The sequence below is a fragment of the Novosphingobium kaempferiae genome (assembly GCF_021227995.1).
Lineage (GTDB): Bacteria > Pseudomonadota > Alphaproteobacteria > Sphingomonadales > Sphingomonadaceae > Novosphingobium > Novosphingobium kaempferiae.
In genome coordinates this window covers 3,373,856-3,398,316 of record NZ_CP089301.1, presented here as the reverse complement: position 1 = coordinate 3,398,316, position 24,461 = coordinate 3,373,856, and the positions used below count along the sequence as shown (strand labels likewise).

Below are 24,461 nucleotides of genomic sequence, written 5' to 3'. Positions count from 1 at the left end.
TCTCTTCCGCCAAGCCTTTCGAACCTATCCCGATTTCCCGGACATGGTGACTCACCATGCCTGCCTTGCATCGCCATAATTTAGAACATATAAGGAACGAATGTCCCGTTCCTCCGTCATGGAGCGTCTCGAGATTCTCGCGGACGCAGCCAAGTACGATGCATCTTGCGCCTCGTCAGGCACCGCCAAGCGCAACAGCCGCGACGGGCGCGGGCTGGGTTCGACCGAAGGCATGGGCATCTGCCACGCCTATGCCCCGGACGGCCGATGCATTTCGCTGCTCAAGCTGCTGCTGACGAACCACTGCATCTTCGACTGCCATTACTGCATCAACCGCAAGAGTTCGAACGTCCGGCGCGCGCGCTTTACGCCGCAGGAGGTGGTGGACCTCACGCTATCGTTCTATCGCCGCAACTACATCGAGGGACTGTTCCTCTCATCCGGCATCGTGAAGTCGTCCAGCCACACGATGGAGCAGATGATCGAAGTCGCGCGTATCCTGCGCGAAGAGCATGACTTCCGCGGCTATATCCACCTCAAGACGATCCCCGAGGCCGACCCCGAACTGGTGGCGCAGGCAGGTCTGTGGGCCGACCGCGTGTCCATCAATGTCGAACTGCCGACCGACAGCGGCCTCGCCCGGCTTGCCCCTGACAAGAGCGGCGCGACGATCGAAGGCGCGATGGGCAAGCTTTCGGGCGCGATCATCGAAGCGCACGATGCGCAGAAGCGGTTTCGCAAGGCGCCGGTCTTCGCGCCTGCCGGGCAATCCACGCAGATGATTGTGGGCGCGGACGGAGCGAGCGACGCGCAGATCGTCGGCAAGGCGAGTTCGCTTTACGACCGGTTCTCGCTAAAGCGCGTCTATTACTCCGCCTTCAGTCCGATCCCGGAAGCGAGCGCAGTATTACCACTGAAGCGCCCGCCGCTGATGCGCGAGCATCGGCTATACCAGTCAGACTGGCTGATGCGTTTCTATGGCTTTGCGCCGCGGGAAGTGCAGCAGGCGGCGGGAGCCGACGGCATGCTGCCGCTCGACATCGACCCCAAGCTGGCCTGGGCCCTCAAGTTCCGCGAACGCTTCCCGGTGGACCTCAACCGCGCCCCGCGTGAGGCGATGCTGCGGGTGCCGGGGCTTGGGGTGAAGGCGGTCGATGCGATCATCGTCGCGCGGCGTCATCGCGCGCTTCGGCTGGACGACGTTGCCCGGCTGACAGTCTCGGTCCGGAAGCTGCGCCCCTTCATCGTCACGACGGACTGGTGCCCCACGCTGCTCACCGATCGCGCGGACTTGCGGGCGATGTTGGCCCCGCCAGCCGAGCAGATGGAACTCTTCGCGTGATCGCGGCGAACCTTCGCGAGCCCGATGACTTCGAGGCTTGGCGTGCAGAGGCGCGAAGACTGATCGAATGCGGCACACCGCCGGAGCAGGCCGCATGGAGCGATGGGACCGGCGAAGCCGATCTCTTTGCAGACGCGCCGTCCGCCTCGATGCCGGACAATGCGTCGCGCGAAGTGCGTGCGAGCCGGGCTTTCATAGATCTGGCGCGCAGCGTCATCCTTCACACCGAACCGTCGCGGCTGGCGCTGCTCTACAGGATGCTGTGGCGGCTGCAGGAGCACCCTCGCCTGCTAGACGACGCGGCGGACCGCGATGTCGTAGCGCTGGAACGACTGGCCCAGCAGGTGCGGCGCGACATCCACAAGATGCGGGCTTTTGTCCGGTTCCGGATCGCAAGGGACGAGGATGGCGCGGAGCGCTACGTCGCCTGGTTCGAACCCGAACACCGGATCGAACGCGCCAATGCCGATTTCTTCGTCAACCGGTTCACCAGCCAGCGCTGGTCGATCCTGACGCCGCGCATGTCTCTGCACTGGGACGGCGCGGCCCTGCTGGAAGGCCCGCCCGCGTCCCGTGGTGACGCCCCCGCAGAAGACGCGACCGAGGAATTATGGCTCGGCTACTACCGGTCGATCTTCAATCCGGCGCGTCTCAAGGTCGGCATGATGGTGAAGGAGATGCCCCGCCGATACTGGAAGAACCTTCCCGAAGCGCGCCAGATACCCGACCTCATCGCCGGCGCTCACAAGCGGGAGGCAGCCATGATCGCCACCGGAGCAGACCTGTTCGAAGCGGAGGCAGCGCCCTCCAGTCTCGACGCCGTCGCCAGCGGCATCGCCCAATGCCGCCGCTGCCCGATCGGCTGCACCGGCACCCGTGCCGTCATGGGCGAAGGTCCGCGCGAAGCAGATCTGATGATCGTCGGAGAGCAACCCGGCGATAGCGAGGAGCAGGAAGGCCGCCCCTTTGTCGGCCCCGCAGGCCAGCTTCTCGACCGCGCACTGAACGAGGCGGGCGTGGATCGCGCCCGGGCCTACGTCACCAATGCGGTAAAGCACTTCAAGTTCACGCCACGCGGCAAGCGCCGTCTGCATCAGACACCGACGGCAGGCGAGATCGACATCTGCCGATGGTGGCTCGACGCCGAGCGGGCGCTGGTCAGGCCGAGAGTGGTGCTGGCTCTGGGCGCCAGCAGCGCTCGCGGGCTACTGGGGAGAACGCCATCGATCGGGCGCGAACGCGGGCAGGCCATCGCTCTTCCCGATGGCACCCAAGTCTGGCTGACCGCGCATCCCAGCTATCTCCTGCGGCTCGACGGCGAGGCACGCGAGCGCGAACATGCGCGGTTCGCCAGCGATCTCGCGGGACTGGCCGGACTGCTTGCCAGCGACCAAGTTCCACAGAGTTATCCACAAGCATAACTGCGCTCATGCAACTCAATGCCGACATAAGCATTCTCTCATAGGTAATAATTCGAAGGGGAATGCACATGGCAAGCGAATGCATGGCTTACCGCGACGCCAAGGGCGGACTGCACAGCAGCGCCGAACGTGCGACTTTGGAAGACCTCGCCGCCGTCCTCGGCCGCGTTGGCGATGAAGGTGGCATGACCTCCGGCGTTGCGCGCATGATCTTCGACAAGCGCGCCGAGATCGAGCGAATCTTCGCCGAGCATGACTCGATGGTGGAAGCAGCGCCACAGAAGCCGCTCGGCAAGGAAACTAACGGACACATACGCGCAGTGAACTGAACACAAAATATGGTCCGTCGCCCCGGAGCACCTTCGGGACGACGGTACTTCCCCGAATGCTTTCGAACGTCTATCAGGCTGGCCGACTACAGTAGCCAAGCCCTTCAGTGACCGCAGAACCCTCCCCCGCCGCAGGCCTTGAAGCGGCTTTTCTCGAGAATCGGGAAAAGCTGCTCAGATTCCTGCGCGCGCGCGGCGCCGGGGATGCTGCGGAGGATCTGGTCCAGGAAGTCTGGCTGAAGATCACCGCAAGCCGCCCCGGCCCGGTCGCCTCCCCGCTGTCCTATCTCTTCCGCACCGCCGACCTGCTGATGATCGATCGGTTTCGTTCCGCCCGGCAATCCGGCGCGCGCGATCGGGACTGGACGGAGATCAATGCCGGCGATCCGCCCGGCGTCTCGGCAGAACCCTCGCCTGAACGCCGCATGGCCGCCGCGCAGGAAGCCGCGAACGTGCTCGCGCTGCTCGACGGCCTCGGCCCTCGAGTGGCGACGATCTTCCGCCGCCATCGCATCGAAGGCGCGCAGCAGAAGGTGATCGCCGCCGACCTCGGCGTCAGCCTCAGCACGGTGGAAGCCGACCTGCGCGTGGCATATCGGGCGCTCAGCGAATGGAAGGAGCGGTCGCAATGATCCCCGCGCGATGCATCGGGGTAAGGCTCCGACCGAACGTCTCCGTCTATGTCGCAGAAGGAGCGCCCTATGGCGAACGACATGGCGAATGACATGACTATTCGGGACGAAGCGCTCGGCTGGGCGGTGCGTGCGGGCGACCCCGCATTCGCCGACTGGGAGGCGTTCACCCTCTGGCTGGAAGCCGACCCTGCCCATGCGCGCGCCTATGACGCGGTGACCGCAGCGGTGGACGATGCGACCACGCTACTGACCGAGGCTGGTCCTGCGAACGACGATCATGTCGCCGTCGATGCGCCGATCCGCCGCCGCCCGTGGCTGGCGAGCGCAATCGCCGCAAGTATCGCGGTGGTCGGCGCCTTCTGGGCATTCCAGGGGACGCAGCGCGATCTCTACACGGTCGAGACCGCGCTCGGCGAAACCCGCCGTGTCACGCTCGATGCCGATACGCGGGTGGAACTGGCGGGCGGCACCGCGGTCGAGTTCGATCGCAAGGACAAGCGCTACGCCCGCCTCCAGAACGGGCAGGCCCTGTTCACGGTGCGGCACGACGCCGCGCATCCCTTCGAGGTCGCGGTAGGCGACGAGCGACTGGTCGACATCGGCACCGTGTTCGACGTGCGCCACGATGCGAGCGGCCTTAGCGTCGCCGTATCCGAAGGCGCGGTGCAATACGATCCCGATGGCGCCGACGTGCGCGTGTCTCCCGGCGAAGTACTTCGCCGCCGGGCGGGCGCGAGCGACTACACCCTCACCCGCCTGCCTGCCGAACAGGTCGGCGAGTGGCGCGACGGGCGCCTGACTTTCGAGGCCGCGTCGCTCGAGGAAGTCGCCGCGCAGTTGAAGAGCGCGACCGGCATCGATTACGTCGCCGCAAGCGGCGGGACGGCTGCGGTTTCCGGCTCGATCCTCGTGGCCCCGTTGCGCAAGGATCCCGCCGCAATCGGTCCGCTGCTCGGCCTTTCCGTGCGCTCCCAGAACGGTCGCTGGGTGATCGGCTCTCGCTGACGGAATGCGCAAGGGCGCCTGGATCGTGGCGGCCGCGATGGCCATGCCCGCTACCGCCTTCGCGCAGAAGGCGATGGTGGACGTGCGCCCAGGTTCCGTGGGTCAGGTTGCCATCGAACTCGCGCGGCAGACCCGCTCAAGCATCGTCGTCGCCGACGCTGCAGTAGCCCGGCGCATGGTGCCCGCGATCCGTGGCCGCATGGATGCCGCAGAGGCCGTGCGCCGACTTGCTCGCAAGGCTGGTGGACGGGCAATCGCGGTCGCGCCCGGAGCGTGGCGCATCGAAGCTGCGGCCATTGCCCGCCCTGCGCCCGCACCGCGCCCCGCCTCGGTTCGTCCGGTTCCGGTGCCGACCGATGACGATGCCGCCGATCCGATCGTCGTCGTCGCTTCCAAGCGCGATCTCACCATCGGGCAGATTCCGGGGCAGGTCTCGGTACTCGACGGGGAATCGCTGGAAGCGGGCGGCATCGGCGGAACCGAGAAGATCACCCAGCGCGTCGCCACGGTGACGTCCACGCACCTCGGCAGCGGACGCAACAAGCTGTTCATCCGAGGCATCGCCGATTCTAGCTTCACCGGCCCGACGCAGGCCACCGTGGGCCAGTACCTCGGCGACCTGCGCCTCAGCTACAACGCGCCGGACCCGGACCTGCGCCTTTCCGACATGGCCCGCGTCGAGGTGCTCGAAGGTCCGCAGGGCACGCTCTACGGCGCAGGTTCGCTTGGCGGCATCATCCGCCTCGTTCCCAACCCGCCGGTGGTGGGCGATACCAGCGGATCCGTGGCGGTCGGCGGCTCGCTGACGCAAAACGGCGCGCCAGGCGGCGACGCGGCGGGCATGGTCAACGTGCCGGTGAGCGAGACGGTCGCCTTCCGCGCCAACTTCGACGTGGCGACCCTCGGCGGCTACATCGACAAGCCGCTGCTTCGTCGCAAGGACGTCAACCGCACCAGCATCGTCGGAGGCCGCGCCGCGCTTCGCGCCGAGATCGCGCCGGACTGGACGGTCGACCTGATCGGCCTCGGCCAGTCCACCGACGCGCGCGACAGCCAGTACGCCGGGCGCGACGCCGAGCCGCCGCTTTCCAGCAATGCGCGGGTTCGTGAGGGATCGGACGCAGACTACCTGATGGGGCAGTTCGTGATCTCGGGCCGGATCGGCGAAGTCCGCGTGCGCTCGACGACGGGCGCGGTGCGGCAGCATCTGGAGGAGCGCTACGATGCGACGGTCGATCCGGCCGACCTGCGCCGCTTCTCGCAGGAGAACCGCACGCGCATGATCGCGCACGAAACGCGGTTGTGGCAGCCTGCGACCAACGGCTTCGGCTGGCTGGTCGGCGCCAGCTACACGCACAACCGCACCGTGCTGACGCGCAGTTTCGAGAATTTCGTGAGCACCACCGCCGCTACCGGCGTGCGCAACACGATCGATGAATTCACGCTCTATGCCGAGGCCAGTCTGCGCATCAGACCGGGCCTCACTGCGACCGCTGGCGGGCGCATTACCCATTCGCGCCTCGGCGGATCGGGCGAGGACGTGCTGCCCGCCGTGACCGAAAGTCTGGCCTTCGCGCGCGCTGCAACGACCGCGGACCGCACCTCCACCGCCGTCCTGCCCTCGATCGCGCTCAACGCCGAAGTGCTGGACGCGACGACCCTCTATATGCGCTATCAGGAGGGTTTCCGCCCCGGCGGCTTCGCGATCGAGAGCGATTTCGTGCGCCGCTTCAAAAGCGACCGCACCGGCACCTGGGAATTCGGAGTCAAGCACGGCACGCCGGGCGTCAGTCCGTTCGACCTTGCCGCGAGCGTATCGTACACCCGCTGGCGCGACATCCAGGCCGACTTCATCGACAACTCCGGCCTGCCGAGCACGGCCAACATCGGCGACGGCCGCGTCTGGTCCGCCAGCGCCACGGCGGGCGTGGAACTGGCGCATGGCCTGCGCCTCGAAGCCGGCGCGACATGGAACAGGAGTGCGGTCGACAAGCCACCAACGGAACTGCTCGGCCTCGTCGCACGCGCCATGCCGGTGAGCGGCGCCTCTGGGCCATCGCTCGTCGATGCCACGCTCGCCCGCTCGATGCAGGTGCCAAACATCGCGCAGTTCTCGGGTCGGATGAGCCTCGGCTGGAACCGCGAGATCGGCGACGATATGCGCCTCGCCGCCAATGGTTGGGTCAGCTATGTAGGCAAATCACGCCTCGGCATCGGCCCGGAACTGGGCGATCCGCAAGGTGACTACCTCGACAGCGGTGCGGACATGCGCATCGGCACCGAGCGCTACGGCGTGACGCTGACGCTGAACAACATCACCAATTCGCGCGGCAACCGTTTCTCGCTCGGCACCCCGTTCGGCACCGGGCGCGACCAGACCACGCCGCTGCGCCCGCGCACCATCCGGCTCGGGCTCGACGCGCGCTTTTAATTCGCGCTTCGGGAACTTTTTTCCAAGGCTGCCGCAGGACGGCTCCGTCTCAGGGTCAATACCGACCTCGATAGGGACGAAGATGCCTTCCAAGCTGACTGCCAAGACACTTCTCGCCACGACGGCCGTGTTCGCGATCGCGACCGCCGCGCATGCCGAGGACGTGAAGACCAAGCTCACTGCCCCGATCCGCACCTCGACGATCAAGAGCGGCGCTGCGGACGCAATCAACATCACCAAGGACGGCTCCGTCGTCGTCTCCTCGGGTACTGCGGTCACGCAGGACAGCAACCACGCGATCGCCAACGGCGGCACGATCAGCATCACCAATGCAAATGGCGCGATCGGTATCGACTCCATTGCTGGCGCTAACGGTGACATCACCAACACCGGCACGATCACCGTCGACGAGAGCTACGCTCCGACCGACACCGACAAGGACGGCGACCTCGACGGTCCCTTCGCGCTGGGCTCCAATCGCGTCGGCATTCGCACGCAGGGCGACCACACCGGCAAGCTCACGCAGAGCGGCACGATCACGGTCAAGGGCAACGACTCGGCAGGCATCCTGCTCGGCGGCAAGCTGACCGGCGCCTTCACGCACGACGGCACCACCACCGTTCTCGGCGATCGCTCTATCGGCGTTTCCGCGCAGGGCATCGACGGCAACGTCCGCCTCGCGGGCTCGGTTTCGGCGCAGGGCAAGGATGCCATCGGCGCACGCTTCGCCGGTGACGTGAACGGCGCGATGGTCGTCCAGGGCACTATTGCCGCGACCGGCTATCGCTACACTACCGCTCCGGCCGATCCGTCGAAGCTTGATGCCGACGATCTCCTCCAGGGCGGCTCGGCCCTGCTCGTTGAAGGCAACGTAACCGGTGGCATCGTGCTCGCCGCAGCGCCCAAGGTCGATGCAGCCAAGCCTGACTCCGACGGCGACGGCATCGACGACTCCAAGGAAGGCACCGCGAAGGTCGCCTCGTTCGGCGCCGCGCCCGCCATGCAGATCGGCGCGACGGATCACGCCGTCACTATCGGCCCGGTAGCCAGCACCGCCAGCAAGTTCGGCCTCATCATCGAAGGTTCGGTCGAGGGTAACGGCGTCTATGCGGGCGTCGCCGGTAACGGCCTCGTCGTCGGCGGTCGCGGTGGCGCGGTAACGATCGCCAACGGCATCGGCATTTCGGGCTCCGTGCTGGCAACCGCCAACGGGGCGAACGCAACGGCACTGCGGATCGCGACCGGCGCTACCACGCCACTGCTCCAGAACACCGGCACCATCGGTGCGGCCAGCGGCAGCGCCGACAACGCTCTGGCTACCGCCGTGCGCATCGACGCCGGCGGCAACCTGCCGACGATCCGCAACAGCGGCGTCATCAAGGCGACTGCCGGCGAGAAGGGTTCGGCGACCGCCATCTCCGATGCCAGCGGCACGCTCAACCTCATCGAGAACGCGGGCATCATTTCGGCCACCGGCGCCAAGGATGCCGTGCGCAACATCGCCATCGACCTCACCGCCGCGACCGGCAATGTGACGGTCAAGCAGACGCAGGTCGCTGCGGGCATCACCGCGCCGTCCATCGTCGGCAACGTGCGCTTTGCAGGTGGCAACGATCTGCTCGACCTGGCTGACGGTACGCTCGTCGGCGACGTTTCCTTCGGCGCGGGCAACAACACGCTCAACCTGTCCGGCGACGCCGGCCAGATGGGTGCGGTCACGTTCGGTGCAGGCAACGACACCATCTCGCTCGCAGGGACGAGCGCCTACAAGGGTGCGGTCGATTTCGGTGGCGGTGCCGACACGCTGACCCTTGCCGGCACTTCGTACTTCGCAGGCTCGATCGCCAACGCTTCGCAGCTCGCGGTCAAGGTCTCGGGCGGCGTGCTCGACATCAACAAGCCCGCCTCGATCGCCTCGCTGGAGATCGGCTCGGGCGGCGTGCTGCTCGTCACGCTCGACAAGACCGCGAATGCCGGTTCTGCCTACACCGTTTCGGGCAACGCCTCGTTCGTGGACGGCGCCAAGCTGGCGATCCGCCTGGCGGATGTGGCGACCGCCGAGGGCAGCTACCAGGTGCTGACCGCCGGCAGCCTGACCGGCCGTGACAAGCTGGCGACCAATACCGACCTCGTGCCCTTCATGTTCAAGGCCGAGTTGAACAAGAACGCGGCGGCCAATACCATCGTCGTCGACGTCTCGCGCCGCACGGTCAGCGAACTGGGCCTCAACCGCTCGGGCGCAGCGGCCTATAACGCCGTGTTCAAGCAGCTCGGCAAGGACCAGAAGATCGAGGACGTGTTCCTCGGCATCACCAACGGCGACGCCTTCCGCGCGTCCGTCGGCCAGATGCTGCCGGACCACGCGGGCGGCGCCTTCGAGGGCATCAGCCTGGGCACCCGTGCCCTTGCCCGCCAGATGCAGGATCCGCAGAACCCGATCGCTACAAACGGCCGCTTCTCCACCACGATCAACATGGCGATCTGGGGCAGCGACCGTAAGGGCACGCAGACCGCCGCCTACAAGCTCAACGGCTATGCCTGGTCGGCGACCGGCGAGTACCAGACGGGCCTCGGCAAGTTCGGCGCCACCGTCGCCTACATCAACAACGACCACAAGAACGGCGACATCTCCGACGTGAAGTCGACCGCGTTCGAACTGGCGGCGCACTGGCGCGGCAAGTTCGGCCCGGTCAGCGCCTTCGCACGCGGTTCGGGCGGCAAGGCCAACTTCGACGGCGATCGCAACTTCTACGGCACGATCGGCGCCGAGAACGTCACCCGCAAGATGAGCGCGGACTGGAACGGCACGTTCGTCACCGCCTCGGGCGGCGCGGCGATCGAGGGCGGTTCGCAGTTCTTCTTCTTCCGTCCGGGCGTCACGGTGGACTACGTGCGCCTGAAGGAAGACGGCTATACCGAAACCGGCGGCGAGAAGCTGAACCTCACGGTCGGCTCGCGCACCAGCGACGAACTGGCGGTGAACCCCAGCATGACCGTGGGCGTGGACTTCCTCGGCATGCGGGCGCGTGACGAGAACTGGTTCCGCGTCGAGACCGAAGGCGGCTGGCGCGAGATCGTCAAGGGCGGTGTCGGCTCGACCACGGCGAACTTCGAAGGCGGCGACAAGTTCACGCTGACCGCCGACAGCGCCTCCAGCGGCTGGTTCGCACGCCTGCGTGCGATCGGCGGCTCTTCAGGCTTCACGATGGGCGGCGAACTCTCCGCCGAGGACCGTTACGGGCGGGTCGACCTCGCCCTCCGCGGCTCCGTCACCATCGGTTGGTAAAGAACGATGCGATCGATTTCCCTCGTCGCCGTCGTTCTGGGCACCGGGTTGCTCATATGCTGCGCCCCCCGCGTGCAGCCCGGTGCCCCCCTCCCTCCCCCGCCTGCCAGCCCGAGCATGGCGAGCGAAGAAATCCGCATCTCTCGCGGACCCTGCTTCGGCTTCTGCCCGGTGTACAAGGTCGCCGTCACGCCTGCGGGCCGCGTCGACTTCACCGGGGAGCGGCACACCGCCGTGCTGGGGCCGCGCTCGCGCTCGGTCGGGCCGGCGGTCTATGAGGAGCTGCGCAAGGCACTCAAGCCCCTGCGCCCGGAAACGGGCAAGGAGAGCGCCTTCGCCTGCTCCACCGAAACAACCGACATGTCGCAGCTCACCATCGAGTGGGTCGCGGCGAACGGAGTCCGCACCGCGCTGACCTATAACATGGGCTGTCGCGACGAAGCGGGCGGCGCACTCGCACAGACGGTGGAGGATCAGCTCCGCCGCCTCGAAATCGACGGCTGGGCTTCGCAGAAGACCTGGCCCGGAGAATCGCGCGGGTGATGCCCGGAAGGCATCCGGCAACGCCCCGCCGGATGCCTTCCGATATCCGTCTTCAGCGCGGAAGCGCGAACGGGTGGCGCGGCGAAAGCCCGTCCCCGAAATTCATCGGGCCGCCCCGATCGTCGACCTGCCGTTCAGTCCGGTCGAACAGGTTGAGCATGTACGTCAGCCCTGACAGCCGCCACTCCTCGCCCCGCTTCTCGGCGGTGAGCAGGTAGCGCCCCCAGAACGTGTCATCGATGCCCGGCGCGGGATCGTCGGTCCGACATACGATCACGCATCCCGCATCGATGCGCGCCCGCTCCCCGGTGAGCGTGATCGACGGCAGTCCGAACATGTGCAGCCGCCGCGCATAGCCCTCTTCCAGTTCCGCGACGAACTGTCGGTATGCGGCGAAGTCGCCCTTGAACATGCCGAAGTCGAACGTCGCGTCCGGCCAGAACACCGCGTCGAGCCGATCCCAGTCGATCCAGTCGATGAGGTTGGCGTATTCCGCGACGAGTTCGGCCAGCCGCGCCTTGGTGACGAATTGCTCGATCGCGTCAGGCATGGGCCGGCGCCTTCCAGTCCGCGAGCGTGGAGACGCGTTCGTCCAGCCGCACCAGCGTCTTGCCGGTCGTCTCCCCCGACATCAGGCGGATGAAGGCATCCGGCGTCGCATCGAGCCCGGTGGCGACGTTCTCCGTCGCGACGAGTTGGCCCGAGCGGACCCAATTAGCCAGCGCGTCCTCCGCCTCATGCAGCATGTCGGCCGCCTCGTAGGCCAGGAAGCCGCGCATGGTGATGCGGTTGACCAGCACCTGCCACAGATTGCGCACGCTGTACGGCTCGGTCTGGTGGTTGTAGTTCGCGATCATCCCGCAGACCGGGATGCGGCCGAAGGCCTTCATGCGGGGCAGCACGGTGTCGAGAGTGACCCCGCCGACATTGTCGAAATAGAGGTCCACACCGTCCGGGAAGGCCCTCGCGATCTCGGCGTCCAGATCGTCGCAGGCCCGGTAGTTGATCGCGCCGTCCATGCCGAGATCCTCGACGATATGCCGCGCCTTCTCGTCCGAGCCCACGGTGCCGATCACCCGGCAGCCGGACAGCTTGGCGACCTGCCCGCCGACCGATCCGACCGCGCCCGCCGCCGCGCTCATCAGCACCTCGTCGCCCGCGCGCATCTCACCGAAGCGCTTGAGGCCGACATAGGCGGTGATCCCCGACCAGCCGCACGCGCCCATGTAGGCGGTCAGCGGCAGGTCGTCCGCCACCCGCACGTTCTCGAACCCGACGCTGCCCGGCGCGATGACCGAATGCGTTTCCCAGCCGATGAAGGCGCGCCCATAGTCGCCCTCGCGAAAATCCGGATTACGCGACTTGACCACCTGCCCGAGCACCATCGTCGGGATCAGCCCGCCGATCTGCACTGGCGGCAGGTAGCTTTTCACGTCATCGAGCATCCCGCGCACCGCCGGATCGATGGCGAAGACGCGGTTCTCCAGCATGACCTGCCCGTCTTCCAGTTCGGGCAGTTCCACGTCCTCGACGCGGAAGTTCTCCGGCGACGGCACCCCGGTCGGGCGCGACGCCAGCACGATGCGGCGGTTCTGCATTGTCTCTCTCCCGGTTGTTCCGTTCGCCTCAGTCCATGAACCCGCGCTCGTTGGCGGCATCGAACTTGCGCACGCCGGAGATGTCGATGCGGTCCGCCCAGCCGCCCAGCACGGCAGTCACTGCCGGTTGCGCGAGATGCGTCTGGAGCGCGGCTTCATCGCGCCACCGTTCGAAGACGAGGATGGTCCCCACCGCCGGATCGTCGATGGCGAAGTGATAGTTGAGGCAGCCGTCCTCCCTCAGCGTCGGCTCGACCAGACCGCGCAAGGTCGCGGCAAGGTCAGCGACAAGGTCGGGAACGGTCTTCAGGTGTCCTGTCAGAATAATCATCGCGCTCTCCTCACCAGGCCGGGGCGTCGCCGCCGGGGACGGCGGGGCCGGTCAGCCAGTTGCCGGTGATGCCGATCCTGATCTCGGACCCGCGCGCCACTTCGGTCCCGGCATCGGGCGTCACGAACATGATGCGGTTGGGCGCCCAGACCGAGCCGATGATCTCGTCCTCGTCGGCGGACAGCGTGACCCCGGCGATGGCGCACATTTCCAGCGCACGCTCGCGGGTCTGGCCGCGCACTTCGGGAACGTAGGCCCTTGTCGGATCCTCATGCACCTTGAGCACGCGCGCCTTCTCGCGCTCGGCTTCCTCGGCCGCCAGCGTCTCGTCGAAGGCGGGGCCGTGATAGTCGACCTCCCAGTCGAACGAGATCATGTTCTCCAGGATGTCGGGCAGGAACGGCGTCATCCGCAGGTGCGACCAGTGCGACATGTAGCGCTCCATCGCCTCGTAGCTGTCGATGTCGCAGCAGTTGGCGAAGTCGAAGTCGCCCGAGTGGAAGCGCGTATGCACGACCTTGCCGTGGCTGTAGTCGCGCACCTCGCGATTGAGGTGCGAGAGCTTCTTCACTTCCTCGATGAACAGGTCGATCTTGGCGGGATCGGCGTCCTTCTTGAACTTGAGCATTACGACGTGGCGGATCATTGCGCGTCTCTCCCATGTCGCGCCCTTGGTCCCTCGAGGGACTCGGCGCTGTGGGGTGGAGAGTAGCGCGATGGTTTTCGTGCAATGCCTGTCAGATTAAACAGGTGGCGCTCAGGCCTCGGCGGCAAAGCCCAGATCGGCGAGTTCCGCAGCAAGCACCGCATTCATGCGTGCAGGCGTCCAGTCATCCGGCGCGAAGCAGGCTTCGAGCGCGATCCCCGCGACAGAGGCGATCAGGCGTCGCGCGGTGAACAGCATGTCGCCCTGTCCTCCGCGCCGGATCAGCATCTGCCGGTAGAGTTCGAGACTGTGCCCGGCGGCGCTGCGGCGTTCCTCAAGGTACTCCGGCTCAAGGTGCGCGCGGCCCCAGAACGCGATCCACACGCGCCAGTTGGCCTTGGACGCTTCCGATATCGGCAGGATCTCGCCGAAGCAGTCGATCAGCAGCAGTCCCGCCTCGAACGCCGCTTCCAGCCGCTCCCGCGCACGCTCGTTGGCGAGCTGGTAGACGCCGAAGAGCAGCTCGTTCTTGTTGCGGAAATAGTGCGAGACGATCGAAGTGCTGCACGCGGTCGCCGCCGCGATCTCGCGGAAGGTCAGCGCGTCGATGCCCCGGTCGGCGACCAGATCGAACGCCACCGACAGCACGAGCGCGCGGCGTTCCTGCTTGTCGACGATGATCGGCATGGCTCTCCGGCTGCGCTTGAACGGTCTTCTCCTGCGAGTTCCAGACCGCGCCCCGCATTGTCAAGGCCAACGCCCCGGCGGTGGGCCATTGCACCCGCGCGCAATTACGTATCAAATCGTTGCTGAACGCACCCTGCGGTTGACGCGGAGCCCGCAGGGGTGTGAGCCAATTGGCAAAAGGCGCAGTGGCCCGTGCGGCCGAGCCGGTGCGCTGCAGGAGAGGTTAAAGGTGGCCCGTCCCTTCGCACCGCGTTTCGCGGTCTATGTCGCACTCGTCTTCATGCTGCTCGGCGTGCTGCAACTGGCTGCGAGCCTCGTCTTCTACCAGTCGATCGACCGGCAGACGCTGAACGAGGATCACGCGCGCCGCATCGCCGAACTGCTCGTCGTCAGCGACCGCATCCATGCCGCCGATCCGCGCCTGACCGCGCCGATCATGACCACGCGACACCTCGCCGCCGCCGTTGGCAATGCGCCGAGCGTCGCCACGCCGACAACCGACAAGACCCTCGTCCGCATCGAACGACGCATCATCGAGTGGGAGCCCTCGCTAGGCGGGCGGGCGCTGCGGCTCGCCATGCAGGGGCCTCCGGGCGGGAAATGCGATCTCGTCGGCGCGATCCGGCTGAGCGACGGGCACTGGCTCAACTTCCGTTCGCGGGACATCAACGCAATGTGGCCGGTCGCCCTGCGCGCCACCGTGCTGACGCTGGCGACGACGGTGGCGTTCATGGCCATCGGCCTCGTCGCGCTGCACGTCCTCACCCGCCCGCTGCGCCGCATGAGCGACGCCGCCGACGCAATCGGGCGGGGGCGACAGGTGACCATCCGCGAAGGTGGCACGCCGGATCTGCGCAAGCTGGCGCACTCGATGAACCTCATGCAGGAACGCATCGCCCGCCTGCTGCAGGATCAGGCCAAGTCTTTCGAGGCGATCAGCCATGACCTGCGCACGCCGCTGTCGCGCCAGAAGGTCGCTGCCGAACTGATCGACGACGCCGAACTCGGCGGCGTGATCCTTGCCAGCGTGGACGAGATGGAGGCGCTGCTCGCCTCGCTCCAGCGCTTCCTGCGCGCGCAGCATCTGGAGGCGGAGCCCGAGGAACTCGACCTCGACGAGACTGTACGTGAGGTGCTCTACCCTTACGCCGAGCGCGCCCGCGTGGTTACCCAAGGCCCCGCCCCCGTCCGCACCTTTCGCGAACCGCTGGCGCTGGCGCTCGCCGCGCTGGTTGAGAACGCCATCCAGTTCGGCGGCGAGGCCCGCATCTCGGTGCTCCGGCACGAAGGGCACTGGCGGATCGAGATCGCCGATTCCGGGCCGGGTATCCCGTCGGATTATTTCGAGGCGATCCTCGACCCGTTCTTCCGCCTCGACGCGGCACGCGCACGCGATACCAAGGGTTTCGGCCTCGGCATCCCGACCGCGCACCGGCTCATGGCGCGCTTCGACGGCCAGCTTTCCTTCGCCGCCGCGCCGGACGGCGGGCTTGTCGCGCGGCTCGACGTGCCTCAGCCGCAGCAGGACTGACGCCCCGCCAGTCTACGACTTCAAATCGTCCCGCATACGCTCTAGTGAGCCCATGCCGCGAAGCGGTTGGGAAAGGACGATAAATGATGACCTGGTGGATTCTCGACGAAACGCATGATCCTGCCCGCACCAGCTGGGTCGAGAGCGCCAACGGGCACCGCGATTTCCCCATCCAGAACCTGCCCTTCGGCCTGTTCTCTCCCGCAGGCCGGTCTCCCCGGATCGGCGTCGCGATCGGCGACCGCATCCTCGACCTTGCCGCGCTGGCGGACGCCGGGCTGGTGCCCGACGATCTTGCCGACGCCTGTCGAGACGATACGCTGGCACGGCTGATGGCGATCGCGCCGCAGCGGCGCGCCGCACTGCGCCGCGTCCTGTCGGACCTGCTCCACGACGACAACCGCCGCGGCGAAATCGAGCCGATGCTGCACGTCGCACAGGCCTGCGAACTGCACCTGCCGACGCGCATCGGCGACTACACCGACTTCTATGTCGGCATCCATCACGCCAACAACATCGGCCGCCAGTTCCGCCCCGACAATCCGCTGCTGCCCAACTACAAGCATGTGCCGATCGGCTACCACGGCCGCTCGTCCTCGATCCGTCCGTCGGGCGTCCCGGTCGTGCGCCCACGCGGCCAGCGCAAGCCGCCCGAGGCGGACGCGCCGGTCTTCGCACCCACCGCGCGACTGGACTACGAGCTGGAAATGGGCGTCTGGATCGGCACCGGCAACGAGTTGGGTTCCCCCGTGCCCATCGCCGATGCTGCGCAGCATATCGCGGGATTCTGCCTCCTCAACGACTGGTCCGCGCGCGATGTGCAGGGCTGGGAGTACCAGCCGCTCGGACCGTTCCTGTCCAAGAACTTCCACTCGACGATCTCGCCCTGGGTGGTGACGCCCGAGGCGCTGGCCCCGTTCCGTGTCGCACAGCCGGAACGTCCGGAGGGCGACCCGCAGCCCCTCCCCTACCTCTCGGACGCGGACGACCGGGCCCATGGCGCGCTGGGCGTGACACTGGAAGTCTGGCTCTCGACGCAGGCCATGCGCGATGCGGGCCTGCCGCCACATCGTCTCAGCACCGGACCGGCGACGAACATGTACTGGACCGTCAACCAGATGGTCGCGCATCATGCCTCGAACGGCTGCAACCTCAACACCGGCGACCTGCTCGGCACCGGCACGATTTCAGCGCCCGTGCGCGAAGGCTACGGCAGCCTGATGGAGTTGTCCGAAGGCGGAAAGTCGCCGCTGTCCCTGCCGAGCGGCGAGACGCGCACGTTCCTTGAGGACGGCGACGAGATCGTCATCACCGCCACCGCATCCGCCCCTGGCCGTGCGACCATCGGCTTCGGCGAATGCCAGGCGAGGATCCTGCCGGCGCGGTAAGCGCGCCAGCTTACTCCAGCGCTTTCAGCAAGTCCGCATGGAAGCGCTGGGGCGCCTGTACCTGGGGGCTATGGCCGTATTCCGGGTAGGCGATCAGCTTCGATCCCGGAATGCGCGCCGCCGCCTCGCGCGCCAGCTTGGGATAATTGCCGAGGATCGCGCGCAGCACCGGGTCGGCGCGGTTCTTGCCGAGCGCGGTGTTGTCCTTCTCGCCGATCATCAGCACGGTCGGCACGGCGATGCGCCCGATCTCGTGGATCACCGGCTGGTTGAACACCATGTCCGAGGTCAGCGCCTGGTTCCACGCCACGATGGCGCCGTCCTGGCCAGCATACATCGACGCGAGCATATCGACCCAGCGGTCGTAGTCGCTGCGCCATTGTCCGGCATAGTAAGTACTCTGCTGGTAGGCCTTGATGCTCTCTCGGGTGGTCCTCAGTTCTCCCGCATAGAGCCTGTCCACCGTGGTGTTGGGCACGCCCTTGGCGCGCCAGTCCTCAAGCCCCAGCGGGTTGACCAGCACCAGCTTCGACACGTCCCCCGGATACTGCAGCGCATAGCGCATCGCCAGCATCCCACCCATCGAGTGGCCGACGATCACCGGCTTCTCGACCTTCAGCCGGGTGAGCAGTTCATGCGTGTTCGCCGCCAGCGTGTGCAGCCCGTACTGGTAGCGATCCGGCTTGCTGGACTTGCAGAAGCCAACCTGATCGGGCGCGATCACGCGGTATCCCGCGCCGGTCAGCGCCTTGATCGTCGTATCCCAGGTAACCGCGCAGAAGTTCTTGCCATGCAGCAGCACCGCCGTGCGCCCGTTCGCCTTCGCAGTCGGCATCACGTCGAGATAGGCCATCTCCAGCGTCTCGTTCTGGCTGGTGAAGCCGAAGCGCTGCACCGGGCGGCCATAGGAGAAGTCGGCCAGCATCGGATCGGCGCTGGCGGGAACCGAGAAGCTGGACGCTATCGCCAGAGCAATAACCGGGGCAACGGAACGGCGGGCAGGCAAAACGGCATCTCCTTCAAAAGCTTGACGGTGCAATGTTCGCAGGCGCGAAGGGTTGCCGCAACAGGGCACTTGCGCGTCCCCCTACGCCCCGGTATCCGCCGTGAAGACCGGGCGCGAGCCCGGACGAAGATCGCGCCGGTGCCCCGCAAGGGGCTTAAAAGGGAAGGCGGTGGGAACGGTTCGCCGTTCGAATCCGCAGCTGTCCCTGCAACTGTAAGCGGTGAGCGCGATGCACATCGCTTCCCCCACACTCCGCGGGGAAGCAGCCACTGAGGCCGGACGCTGCGACATGCGAGGCTTCGGGAAGGCCGTGCATCGATGCGTTGACCCGCGAGCCAGGAGACCTGCCTGCGTCTGGTCGCTCTTGCTTTGGTCCAGGGGATGGCCGGGGCACGGTTCACCGTCTGAGCGACGACACGCATGCGGCTTCGGGGCCGCAGCGAGCATGGTCGTCGGGCGTCTTCGCGCCTGTCCGTCGCCCCTGCCCGCGCCGTCGTCTGCCCGACGGTACGCCCCGCCGCGACACGTCGCCGGCGCGGGAGAAGAGCCTTGAGCAAAGTACCCACCACCGTCATCACCGGCTTCCTCGGCGCCGGCAAGACCACGCTGATCCGCCACCTTCTGCAGAACGCCAAGGGCCGCCGCCTCGCGCTCGTCATCAACGAGTTCGGCGACGTCGGCGTCGACGGCGAACTGGTGAAGGGCTGCAACGACGAAGCCTGCCCCGAGGACGATATCCTCGAACTGGCCAACGGCTGCATCTGCTGCACCGTCGCCGACGACTTCCTGCCGACCATGCAGAAGCTGCTCGATCGCGAAACGCCGCCCGACCACATCATCATCGAGACCTCCGGCCTCGCCCTGCCCAAGCCGCTGGTCAAGGCGTTCCAGTGGCCCGACATCCGCACCCGCGCGACGGTGGACGGCGTTGTCGCGCTGATCGACGCCGATGCCGTCGCCGCCGGTCGCTTCGCCACGGACGAGGAAGCGCTCGCCGCCGCTCGCGCCGCCGATCCCAACCTCGACCACGACAGCCCGCTGGAGGAGCTGTTCGAGGAACAGCTCGGCTGCGCCGACATGGTCGTGCTCAACAAGACCGACCTCGTCGATGCGGATGTGCTCGCGCAAGTCGAGAAGACCGTCGCCGCCGAGACCCGCTCCGGCGTCAAGATCGTGCGCGCGGACCACGGCGCGGTGGACATCGCCGCGCTGCTCGGCATCGTCGCGGCGGCGGAGGACGACCTCGACAGCCGCAAGTCGCACATCGACGGCCTCGACGACGATCACGATCATGATGACTTCGACACCTTCATCCTGAACGGCAGCGAAGTGGCCAACCTCGACGCGCTGCTGGCGGGGCTGAAAGACCAGATCGCCGCGCATGACGTGCTGCGCGTGAAGGGCATGGTCGCGCTGGCGGGCAAGCCCAGCCGCCTCGTCGTGCAGGCCGTCGGCCCGCGCATCCAGCACTTCTTCGACCGCGCATGGAAGGCGGAGGAACCGCGCCGCACGCAGCTGGTGGTGATCGGCCAGAAGGGCCTCGACCGCGCTGCCATCGAAGCCGCGCTGGCGGGCGTCCTGGCTTCGGTTCCGGCGTAAACCTGGCCATGCACCCCACGCTTCGTCATTGCGAGCATAGCGAAGCAATCCAAAGCGGTTTGCGCCCCGCTGGATTGCTTCGCGGCTTCGCCACTCGCAATGACGAGCAAAGGGGCGCGCTCTGATGCACCTGCTATCCGCTACCCCGGGCACGATCTCCAACGGCGAGGAGGCGATCGACCTCGACCAGCCGCCGGGCGACATCGTGATCCTGACGGTGGCGGACAGTGAACTTGCCTGCTTCGCCAAGGCGGCGGCGCAACTGCCGGAGGGCGGCCCAAGCGTGCGGCTGGCCAACCTGTTGCAACTGCGGCATCCCTATTCGGTCGATCTCTATGTCGAGAAGGTCATCGCCCACGCCCGGTTCGTCTGCGTGGTGCTGCTCGGCGGCAAGAGCTACTGGCCCTACGGCATCGACGAGATCGCGCTGATCGCCCGCGAGCGCGGCATCGCCTTCGCCGCCATTGCCGACGGGCGCGAGGACGACCCGACACTGACGGTCGCCTCCACCCTCCCCGCCGAGACGGCCGAGCACTTGCGCGATTATCTGCGGCAGGGCGGCAGCGCCAATGCGCTGTCATTCCTGCGCACCGCAGCAAGGCTGATCGGTGAGGATTGCGGCCAGCCCGACGATCCAGTGCCGGTGGCCGACGCGGGGCTCTACCTGCCCGGCGTGGACCGCCCGACGCTGGCCGACCTGCGCGCATCGTGGCAACCGGACGCGCCGGTCGTGCTGCTGGTGTTCTATCGCGCGCTGATGATCGCAGGCACGCTCGACGCGGTGGATGCGATGGTGGCCGCGTTGCAGGCGCGCGGGTTCAACGTCGCCGCCGTCCATGTGCGTGCGCTGCGCGAGCCTTTCGCCATCGACTGGCTCGGCGGCGTCATGGCCGAGATCGCGCCGGATGTCATCGTCAACGCCACCAGCTTTGCCTCCTCGTCCTCGGGAGAACCGCGTGTCGGCGGGGTGCTGGAGCGCGCCGACTGCCCCATCCTGCAAGTCGCCTTCGCGGGCGTGGAGGAAGCCGACTGGCGCAGCGCCGCACGCGGCCTCGGCCCGCGCGACCTTGCTATGAACGTGGCGCTGCCCGAAGTGGACGGCCGCCTGTTCACCCGCGCCGTCGCCTTCAAGGCCGCCGAGCGCTTCGACGACGTGACCAAATGCGGCATCGTCGTCCCCCGCGTCGCGCCGGACCGGGTGGCCTTCGTGGCAGACCTCGCCGCCAACTGGGCGGGCCTGCGCCGCACCGCTCCGGCGGAGCGCAAGGTGGCGCTGGTGCTCGCCAACTATCCCAACCGCGATGGGCGGATCGGCAACGGCGTGGGGCTGGATACACCTGCCAGCGCGGCATCGATCCTGTCCAGCCTCAGCGCTGCGGGCTACGACATCGGCGATGCGCCTACTGACGGACAGGCCCTCATGCGGCTGATGACCGGCGGCGTGACCAACGACCTGACCTCGCTCGACCGTCCGGGCGAGATTTCGCTCACGCTGGCCGATTACGAGTCTGCCTTCGCTCATGTCTCCGAAGCCGCCCGCGCCGCGATGACCGAACGCTGGGGCGCACACTCGGCCGATCCTTTCGTGAAGGACGGCGCGTTCCGCCTGCCGGTCCACCGCTTCGGCAATGTCTGCGTCGCGGTGCAGCCTGCGCGCGGGCACAATATCGACGCCAAGGAAACCTACCACGACCCGGCCCTGCCGCCGCCGCACGCTTACCTCGCGTTCCACGTCTGGCTGGAGCGGCAGTTCGGCGCGCAGGCGCTCGTCCACGTGGGCAAGCACGGCAATCTCGAATGGCTGCCGGGCAAGGCCGTCTCGCTTTCGTCCGAGTGCTTCCCGGAGATCTGCGCCGGGCCGCTGCCGCAGCTCTATCCCTTCATCGTCAACGACCCCGGCGAGGGCACGCAGGCCAAGCGCCGCATCGGCGCGGTGATCGTCGACCACCTGACACCCCCGCTCACCCGTGCGGAAAGCTACGGCCCGCTCAAACACCTCGAAGCGCTGGTGGACGAATACTACCTCGCGGCCGGGATGGACCCGCGCCGTCTGGAGCGGCTGCGGCGCGACATCATCGACCTCGCCCGCTCGCAGGGGCTGGACAAGGATGCCGGGGCGGAAGGCGACGGCGACGATGCGCTGTCCGCCATCGACAACTACCTGTGCGAGCTGAAGGAACTGCAGATCCGCGACGGGCTGCACGTCTTCGGGCAGTCGCCGGAGGGACGGTTGCGGCGCGACCTGCTGGTGGCGCTGGCGCGGACGCCGCGCGGGTATGACGGGCCGGGGCAGGCTTCGCTGTTGCGGGCGATGGCGGAGGATTTCGCGCTGGGGTTCGATCCGCTCGACTGCCGCATGGCGGACCCGTGGGATGGGCCGAGGCCGGAGGCGCTGGTGGCGGTGTCTGACGAGCCTTGGCGCACGCTGGGCGATACGGTGGAGCGGCTGGAACTGCTGGCGGCGGAATGGGTGGACGCACTGCCCTTCCCCCTTGATGGGGGAAGGATAGCGCAGCTTGCTCCCTCTGGAGCTAGCGAAGCTTGGATGGGGGTGACGGAGGGCAGCGCTGAGCCTCTCACCCCTACCCAACTTCGGCTAGGCGACGCGTCGCCAAGCCTTCGTATCCCTCCCCCATCAAGGGGGAGGAGTGAGGAAGTGCTCCACGCCATCGCCACGAACCTCGCCCCGCGCGTCGATGCCTGCGGCCATGCCGAGACTGCCGCCCTGCTCGCGGGCCTAGACGGCCGCTTCGTCACGCCCGGTCCCTCCGGCGCGCCGACGCGGGGCCGCCCGGACGTGCTCCCCACCGGGCGCAACTTCTTCTCGGTAGACACCCGCGCGGTGCCCACTGCCGTTGCGTGGGATCTCGGCCAGCGCTCGGCGCAGCTTCTGGTGGAGGACTACCTCCAGCGCGAGGGCGAATACCCCAAGGCCATCGCCCTTTCCGCATGGGGCACCGCCAACATGCGCACCGGCGGCGACGACATCGCGCAGGCTCTTGCGCTGATGGGCGTGCGCCCGCGCTGGGAGTGGACCTCCGGCCGCGTCACCGGGTTCGAGATAATGACGCTGGCCGAACTCGGCCGCCCGCGCGTGGACGTGACCTTGCGCGTCTCCGGCTTCTTCCGCGACGCCTTCCCAGAGCAGATGGACCTGATCGACAGCGCCGCCCGCGCCGTCATGGCGCTGGAGGAAAGCGACGAGGACAACCCCGCCGCCGCTCGCCACCGCGCCGAAACAGCGCTGCTCGCGGCGCAAGGGCAAGACGAGGCCACCGCCGCCCGCCGCGCCGGTGCCCGCGTGTTCGGATCGAAGCCCGGTGCCTATGGCGCTGGCCTGCAGGCAATGATCGACGAGAAGCTGTGGCACGACCGTGCCGACCTCGCGAACGTCTACCTCGACTGGGGCAGCTATGCCTACGGTGCGGGGATCGAGGGCGATGCCGAGCGCGATCTCTACGCCGCCCGCCTGACGCAGGCCGACGCGGTGGTCCAGAACCAGGACAACCGCGAGCACGACCTGCTCGACAGCGACGACTACTACCAGTTCGAAGGCGGCATCGCCGCCGCCGTGGAGCACCTCAAGGGCCGCGCGCCGCTGTCCTATCACAACGACCACTCGCGCCCCGAACGCCCCGTCATCCGCACGCTGGCGGACGAGATCGGGCGCATCGTGCGCGGGCGCGTCACCAACCCCAAGTGGATCGCGGGCGTCATGCGCCACGGCTACAAGGGCGCGTTCGAGATCGCCGCCTCGGTCGACTACCTCTTCGCCTTCGCCGCCACGACCAGCGCGGTGAAGGATCACCATTTCGACGCCGTCCACGCCGCCTTCATCGAGGATGACGCCGTGCGCGACTTCATGGCGCAGGCCAACCCCGCAGCCCTGCGCGAAACCGCCGCGCGGCTGGCCGAGGCGCTGGAGCGCGGCCTCTGGAAACCCCGATCGAACAGTGCGGGCCTGCTGCTCGCGCAAGTCTCAGGAGCCTCAAATGGTTGAACGTACCGAGGAACAGCACGCCGAGAAGATGAAGAAGAAGCAGGCCGCGCACGACCGCATCATGGCGGGCAAGACCGTGGAAAAGGGCCTGCTGATCGTCAACACCGGCAAGGGCAAGGGCAAGACCACCGCCGCGCTCGGCATGGTGGTGCGCATGATCGGGCACGGGAAGAAGGTGGGCGTCGTCCAGTTCGTGAAGGGCGCGATGACTACGGGCGAGAAGGCCGTCTTCGATGCCTTCCCGAACAACGTCGAATTCAAGGCGATGGGCGAAGGCTTCACTTGGAACACGCAGGACCGCGCCCGCGACATCGAACTCGCGCGCGAGGCGTGGGACGAGGTGAAGCGCATGGTCGCCGATCCGGCCTATGACCTCGTGCTCGCGGACGAGCTGAACATCGTGCTGCGCTACGACTACCTGCCGCTGGATGAAGTGCTGGAAGTGCTGACCGCGCGGGCCGAGATGAAGCACGTCGTCGTGACGGGGCGCAATGCGCCGCAGGGGCTGATCGACGCCGCCGATCTCGTCACCGAGATGACGCTGGTGAAGCACCCTTTCCGCGAGCAGGGCGTGAAGGCGCAAGAAGGGATCGAGTTCTGAACCTCTCCTTCGTCATTGCGAGCGCAGCGAAGCAATCCATGGCGGTTCGCTTGCCACTGGATTGCCGCGCCCCTTCGGGGCT

The 24,461-nt window shown here is 67.3% G+C and carries 19 protein-coding genes and 1 riboswitch; of the genes, 13 read left to right on the top strand and 6 right to left on the bottom strand.

Features of this window, described 5'->3' with window-relative positions:
• The first annotated feature begins 100 nt into the window (after positions 1-100).
• The 8 genes from LO787_RS15425 to LO787_RS15390 all read left to right on the top strand — a co-directional run bounded on the left by LO787_RS15425 (position 101) and on the right by LO787_RS15390 (position 10,992).
• The gene (locus LO787_RS15425) at positions 101-1,342 is read left to right on the top strand and encodes a putative DNA modification/repair radical SAM protein (RefSeq protein ID WP_232491892.1); all 1,242 of its coding nucleotides are present in this window, start codon (positions 101-103) and stop codon (positions 1,340-1,342) included.
• Entirely contained in the window at positions 1,339-2,763 is a 1,425-nt protein-coding gene (locus tag LO787_RS15420) for a UdgX family uracil-DNA binding protein (protein WP_232491891.1), read from the top strand. Before LO787_RS15425 ends, LO787_RS15420 begins: the two co-directional genes overlap by 4 nt.
• 83 nt (positions 2,764-2,846) lie before the next feature.
• Positions 2,847-3,092 (top strand): hypothetical protein, encoded by a 246-nt coding sequence (locus LO787_RS15415; RefSeq protein ID WP_232491890.1) that lies wholly within the window; start codon positions 2,847-2,849, stop codon positions 3,090-3,092.
• A gap of 107 nt (positions 3,093-3,199) precedes the next feature.
• Positions 3,200-3,724, top strand: a complete 525-nt coding sequence (locus tag LO787_RS15410; protein ID WP_232491889.1) for an RNA polymerase sigma factor — start codon at positions 3,200-3,202, stop codon at positions 3,722-3,724.
• A 69-nt stretch (positions 3,725-3,793) separates the two neighbouring features.
• Positions 3,794-4,732 (top strand): FecR family protein, encoded by a 939-nt coding sequence (locus LO787_RS15405; protein WP_232491888.1) that lies wholly within the window; start codon positions 3,794-3,796, stop codon positions 4,730-4,732.
• Between the two features lie 4 nt (positions 4,733-4,736).
• Positions 4,737-7,163 (top strand): TonB-dependent receptor, encoded by a 2,427-nt coding sequence (locus LO787_RS15400; protein WP_232491887.1) that lies wholly within the window; start codon positions 4,737-4,739, stop codon positions 7,161-7,163.
• Positions 7,164-7,245: 82 nt separating this feature from the next.
• Complete coding sequence (locus tag LO787_RS15395; protein ID WP_232491886.1) at positions 7,246-10,449, top strand: autotransporter outer membrane beta-barrel domain-containing protein; 3,204 nt, start codon at positions 7,246-7,248, stop codon at positions 10,447-10,449.
• Positions 10,450-10,566: 117 nt separating this feature from the next.
• The gene (locus LO787_RS15390) at positions 10,567-10,992 is read left to right on the top strand and encodes a DUF6438 domain-containing protein (RefSeq protein WP_232491885.1); all 426 of its coding nucleotides are present in this window, start codon (positions 10,567-10,569) and stop codon (positions 10,990-10,992) included.
• A 52-nt stretch (positions 10,993-11,044) separates the two neighbouring features.
• Here the strand turns inward: LO787_RS15390 and LO787_RS15385 are convergent, their stop codons facing one another.
• The 5 genes from LO787_RS15385 to LO787_RS15365 all read right to left on the bottom strand — a co-directional run bounded on the left by LO787_RS15385 (position 11,045) and on the right by LO787_RS15365 (position 14,254).
• A complete protein-coding gene (locus LO787_RS15385) occupies positions 11,045-11,542 on the bottom strand; it encodes a nuclear transport factor 2 family protein (RefSeq protein ID WP_232491884.1) in 498 nt (165 codons plus the stop codon).
• A complete protein-coding gene (locus LO787_RS15380; protein WP_232491883.1) occupies positions 11,535-12,590 on the bottom strand; it encodes an NADP-dependent oxidoreductase in 1,056 nt (351 codons plus the stop codon). The genes LO787_RS15385 and LO787_RS15380 overlap by 8 nt, the downstream gene beginning before the upstream one ends.
• 28 nt (positions 12,591-12,618) lie before the next feature.
• Entirely contained in the window at positions 12,619-12,921 is a 303-nt protein-coding gene (locus LO787_RS15375; protein WP_232491882.1) for a putative quinol monooxygenase, read from the bottom strand.
• A gap of 10 nt (positions 12,922-12,931) precedes the next feature.
• Positions 12,932-13,567, bottom strand: coding sequence for a Dabb family protein (locus LO787_RS15370; protein ID WP_232491881.1), 636 nt, complete (start codon positions 13,565-13,567; stop codon positions 12,932-12,934).
• A gap of 111 nt (positions 13,568-13,678) precedes the next feature.
• Entirely contained in the window at positions 13,679-14,254 is a 576-nt protein-coding gene (locus LO787_RS15365; protein WP_232491880.1) for a TetR/AcrR family transcriptional regulator, read from the bottom strand.
• A 229-nt stretch (positions 14,255-14,483) separates the two neighbouring features.
• Between LO787_RS15365 and LO787_RS15360 the strand changes: the two genes are divergently transcribed.
• Entirely contained in the window at positions 14,484-15,785 is a 1,302-nt protein-coding gene (locus tag LO787_RS15360; protein WP_232491879.1) for a sensor histidine kinase, read from the top strand.
• A gap of 86 nt (positions 15,786-15,871) precedes the next feature.
• Positions 15,872-17,173 carry a fumarylacetoacetase gene (gene fahA / locus LO787_RS15355; RefSeq protein WP_232496336.1) on the top strand — a complete coding sequence of 434 codons (1,302 nt, stop codon included), beginning with the start codon at positions 15,872-15,874 and terminating at the stop codon, positions 17,171-17,173.
• A 10-nt stretch (positions 17,174-17,183) separates the two neighbouring features.
• Here the strand turns inward: fahA and LO787_RS15350 are convergent, their stop codons facing one another.
• Positions 17,184-18,179 carry an alpha/beta fold hydrolase gene (locus LO787_RS15350; RefSeq protein WP_232491878.1) on the bottom strand — a complete coding sequence of 332 codons (996 nt, stop codon included), beginning with the start codon at positions 18,177-18,179 and terminating at the stop codon, positions 17,184-17,186.
• 119 nt (positions 18,180-18,298) lie between these two features.
• A riboswitch (cobalamin riboswitch) is annotated at positions 18,299-18,545 on the top strand.
• Between the two features lie 183 nt (positions 18,546-18,728).
• Here LO787_RS15350 and cobW point away from each other — a divergent pair.
• The 3 genes from cobW to cobO all read left to right on the top strand — a co-directional run bounded on the left by cobW (position 18,729) and on the right by cobO (position 24,379).
• Entirely contained in the window at positions 18,729-19,778 is a 1,050-nt protein-coding gene (cobW, locus tag LO787_RS15345) for a cobalamin biosynthesis protein CobW (RefSeq protein WP_232491877.1), read from the top strand.
• 124 nt (positions 19,779-19,902) lie between these two features.
• Positions 19,903-23,778, top strand: a complete 3,876-nt coding sequence (gene cobN / locus LO787_RS15340) for a cobaltochelatase subunit CobN (protein ID WP_232491876.1) — start codon at positions 19,903-19,905, stop codon at positions 23,776-23,778.
• The gene (cobO, locus tag LO787_RS15335; protein ID WP_232491875.1) at positions 23,771-24,379 is read left to right on the top strand and encodes a cob(I)yrinic acid a,c-diamide adenosyltransferase; all 609 of its coding nucleotides are present in this window, start codon (positions 23,771-23,773) and stop codon (positions 24,377-24,379) included. The genes cobN and cobO overlap by 8 nt, the downstream gene beginning before the upstream one ends.
• Positions 24,380-24,461: the final 82 nt, after the last annotated feature.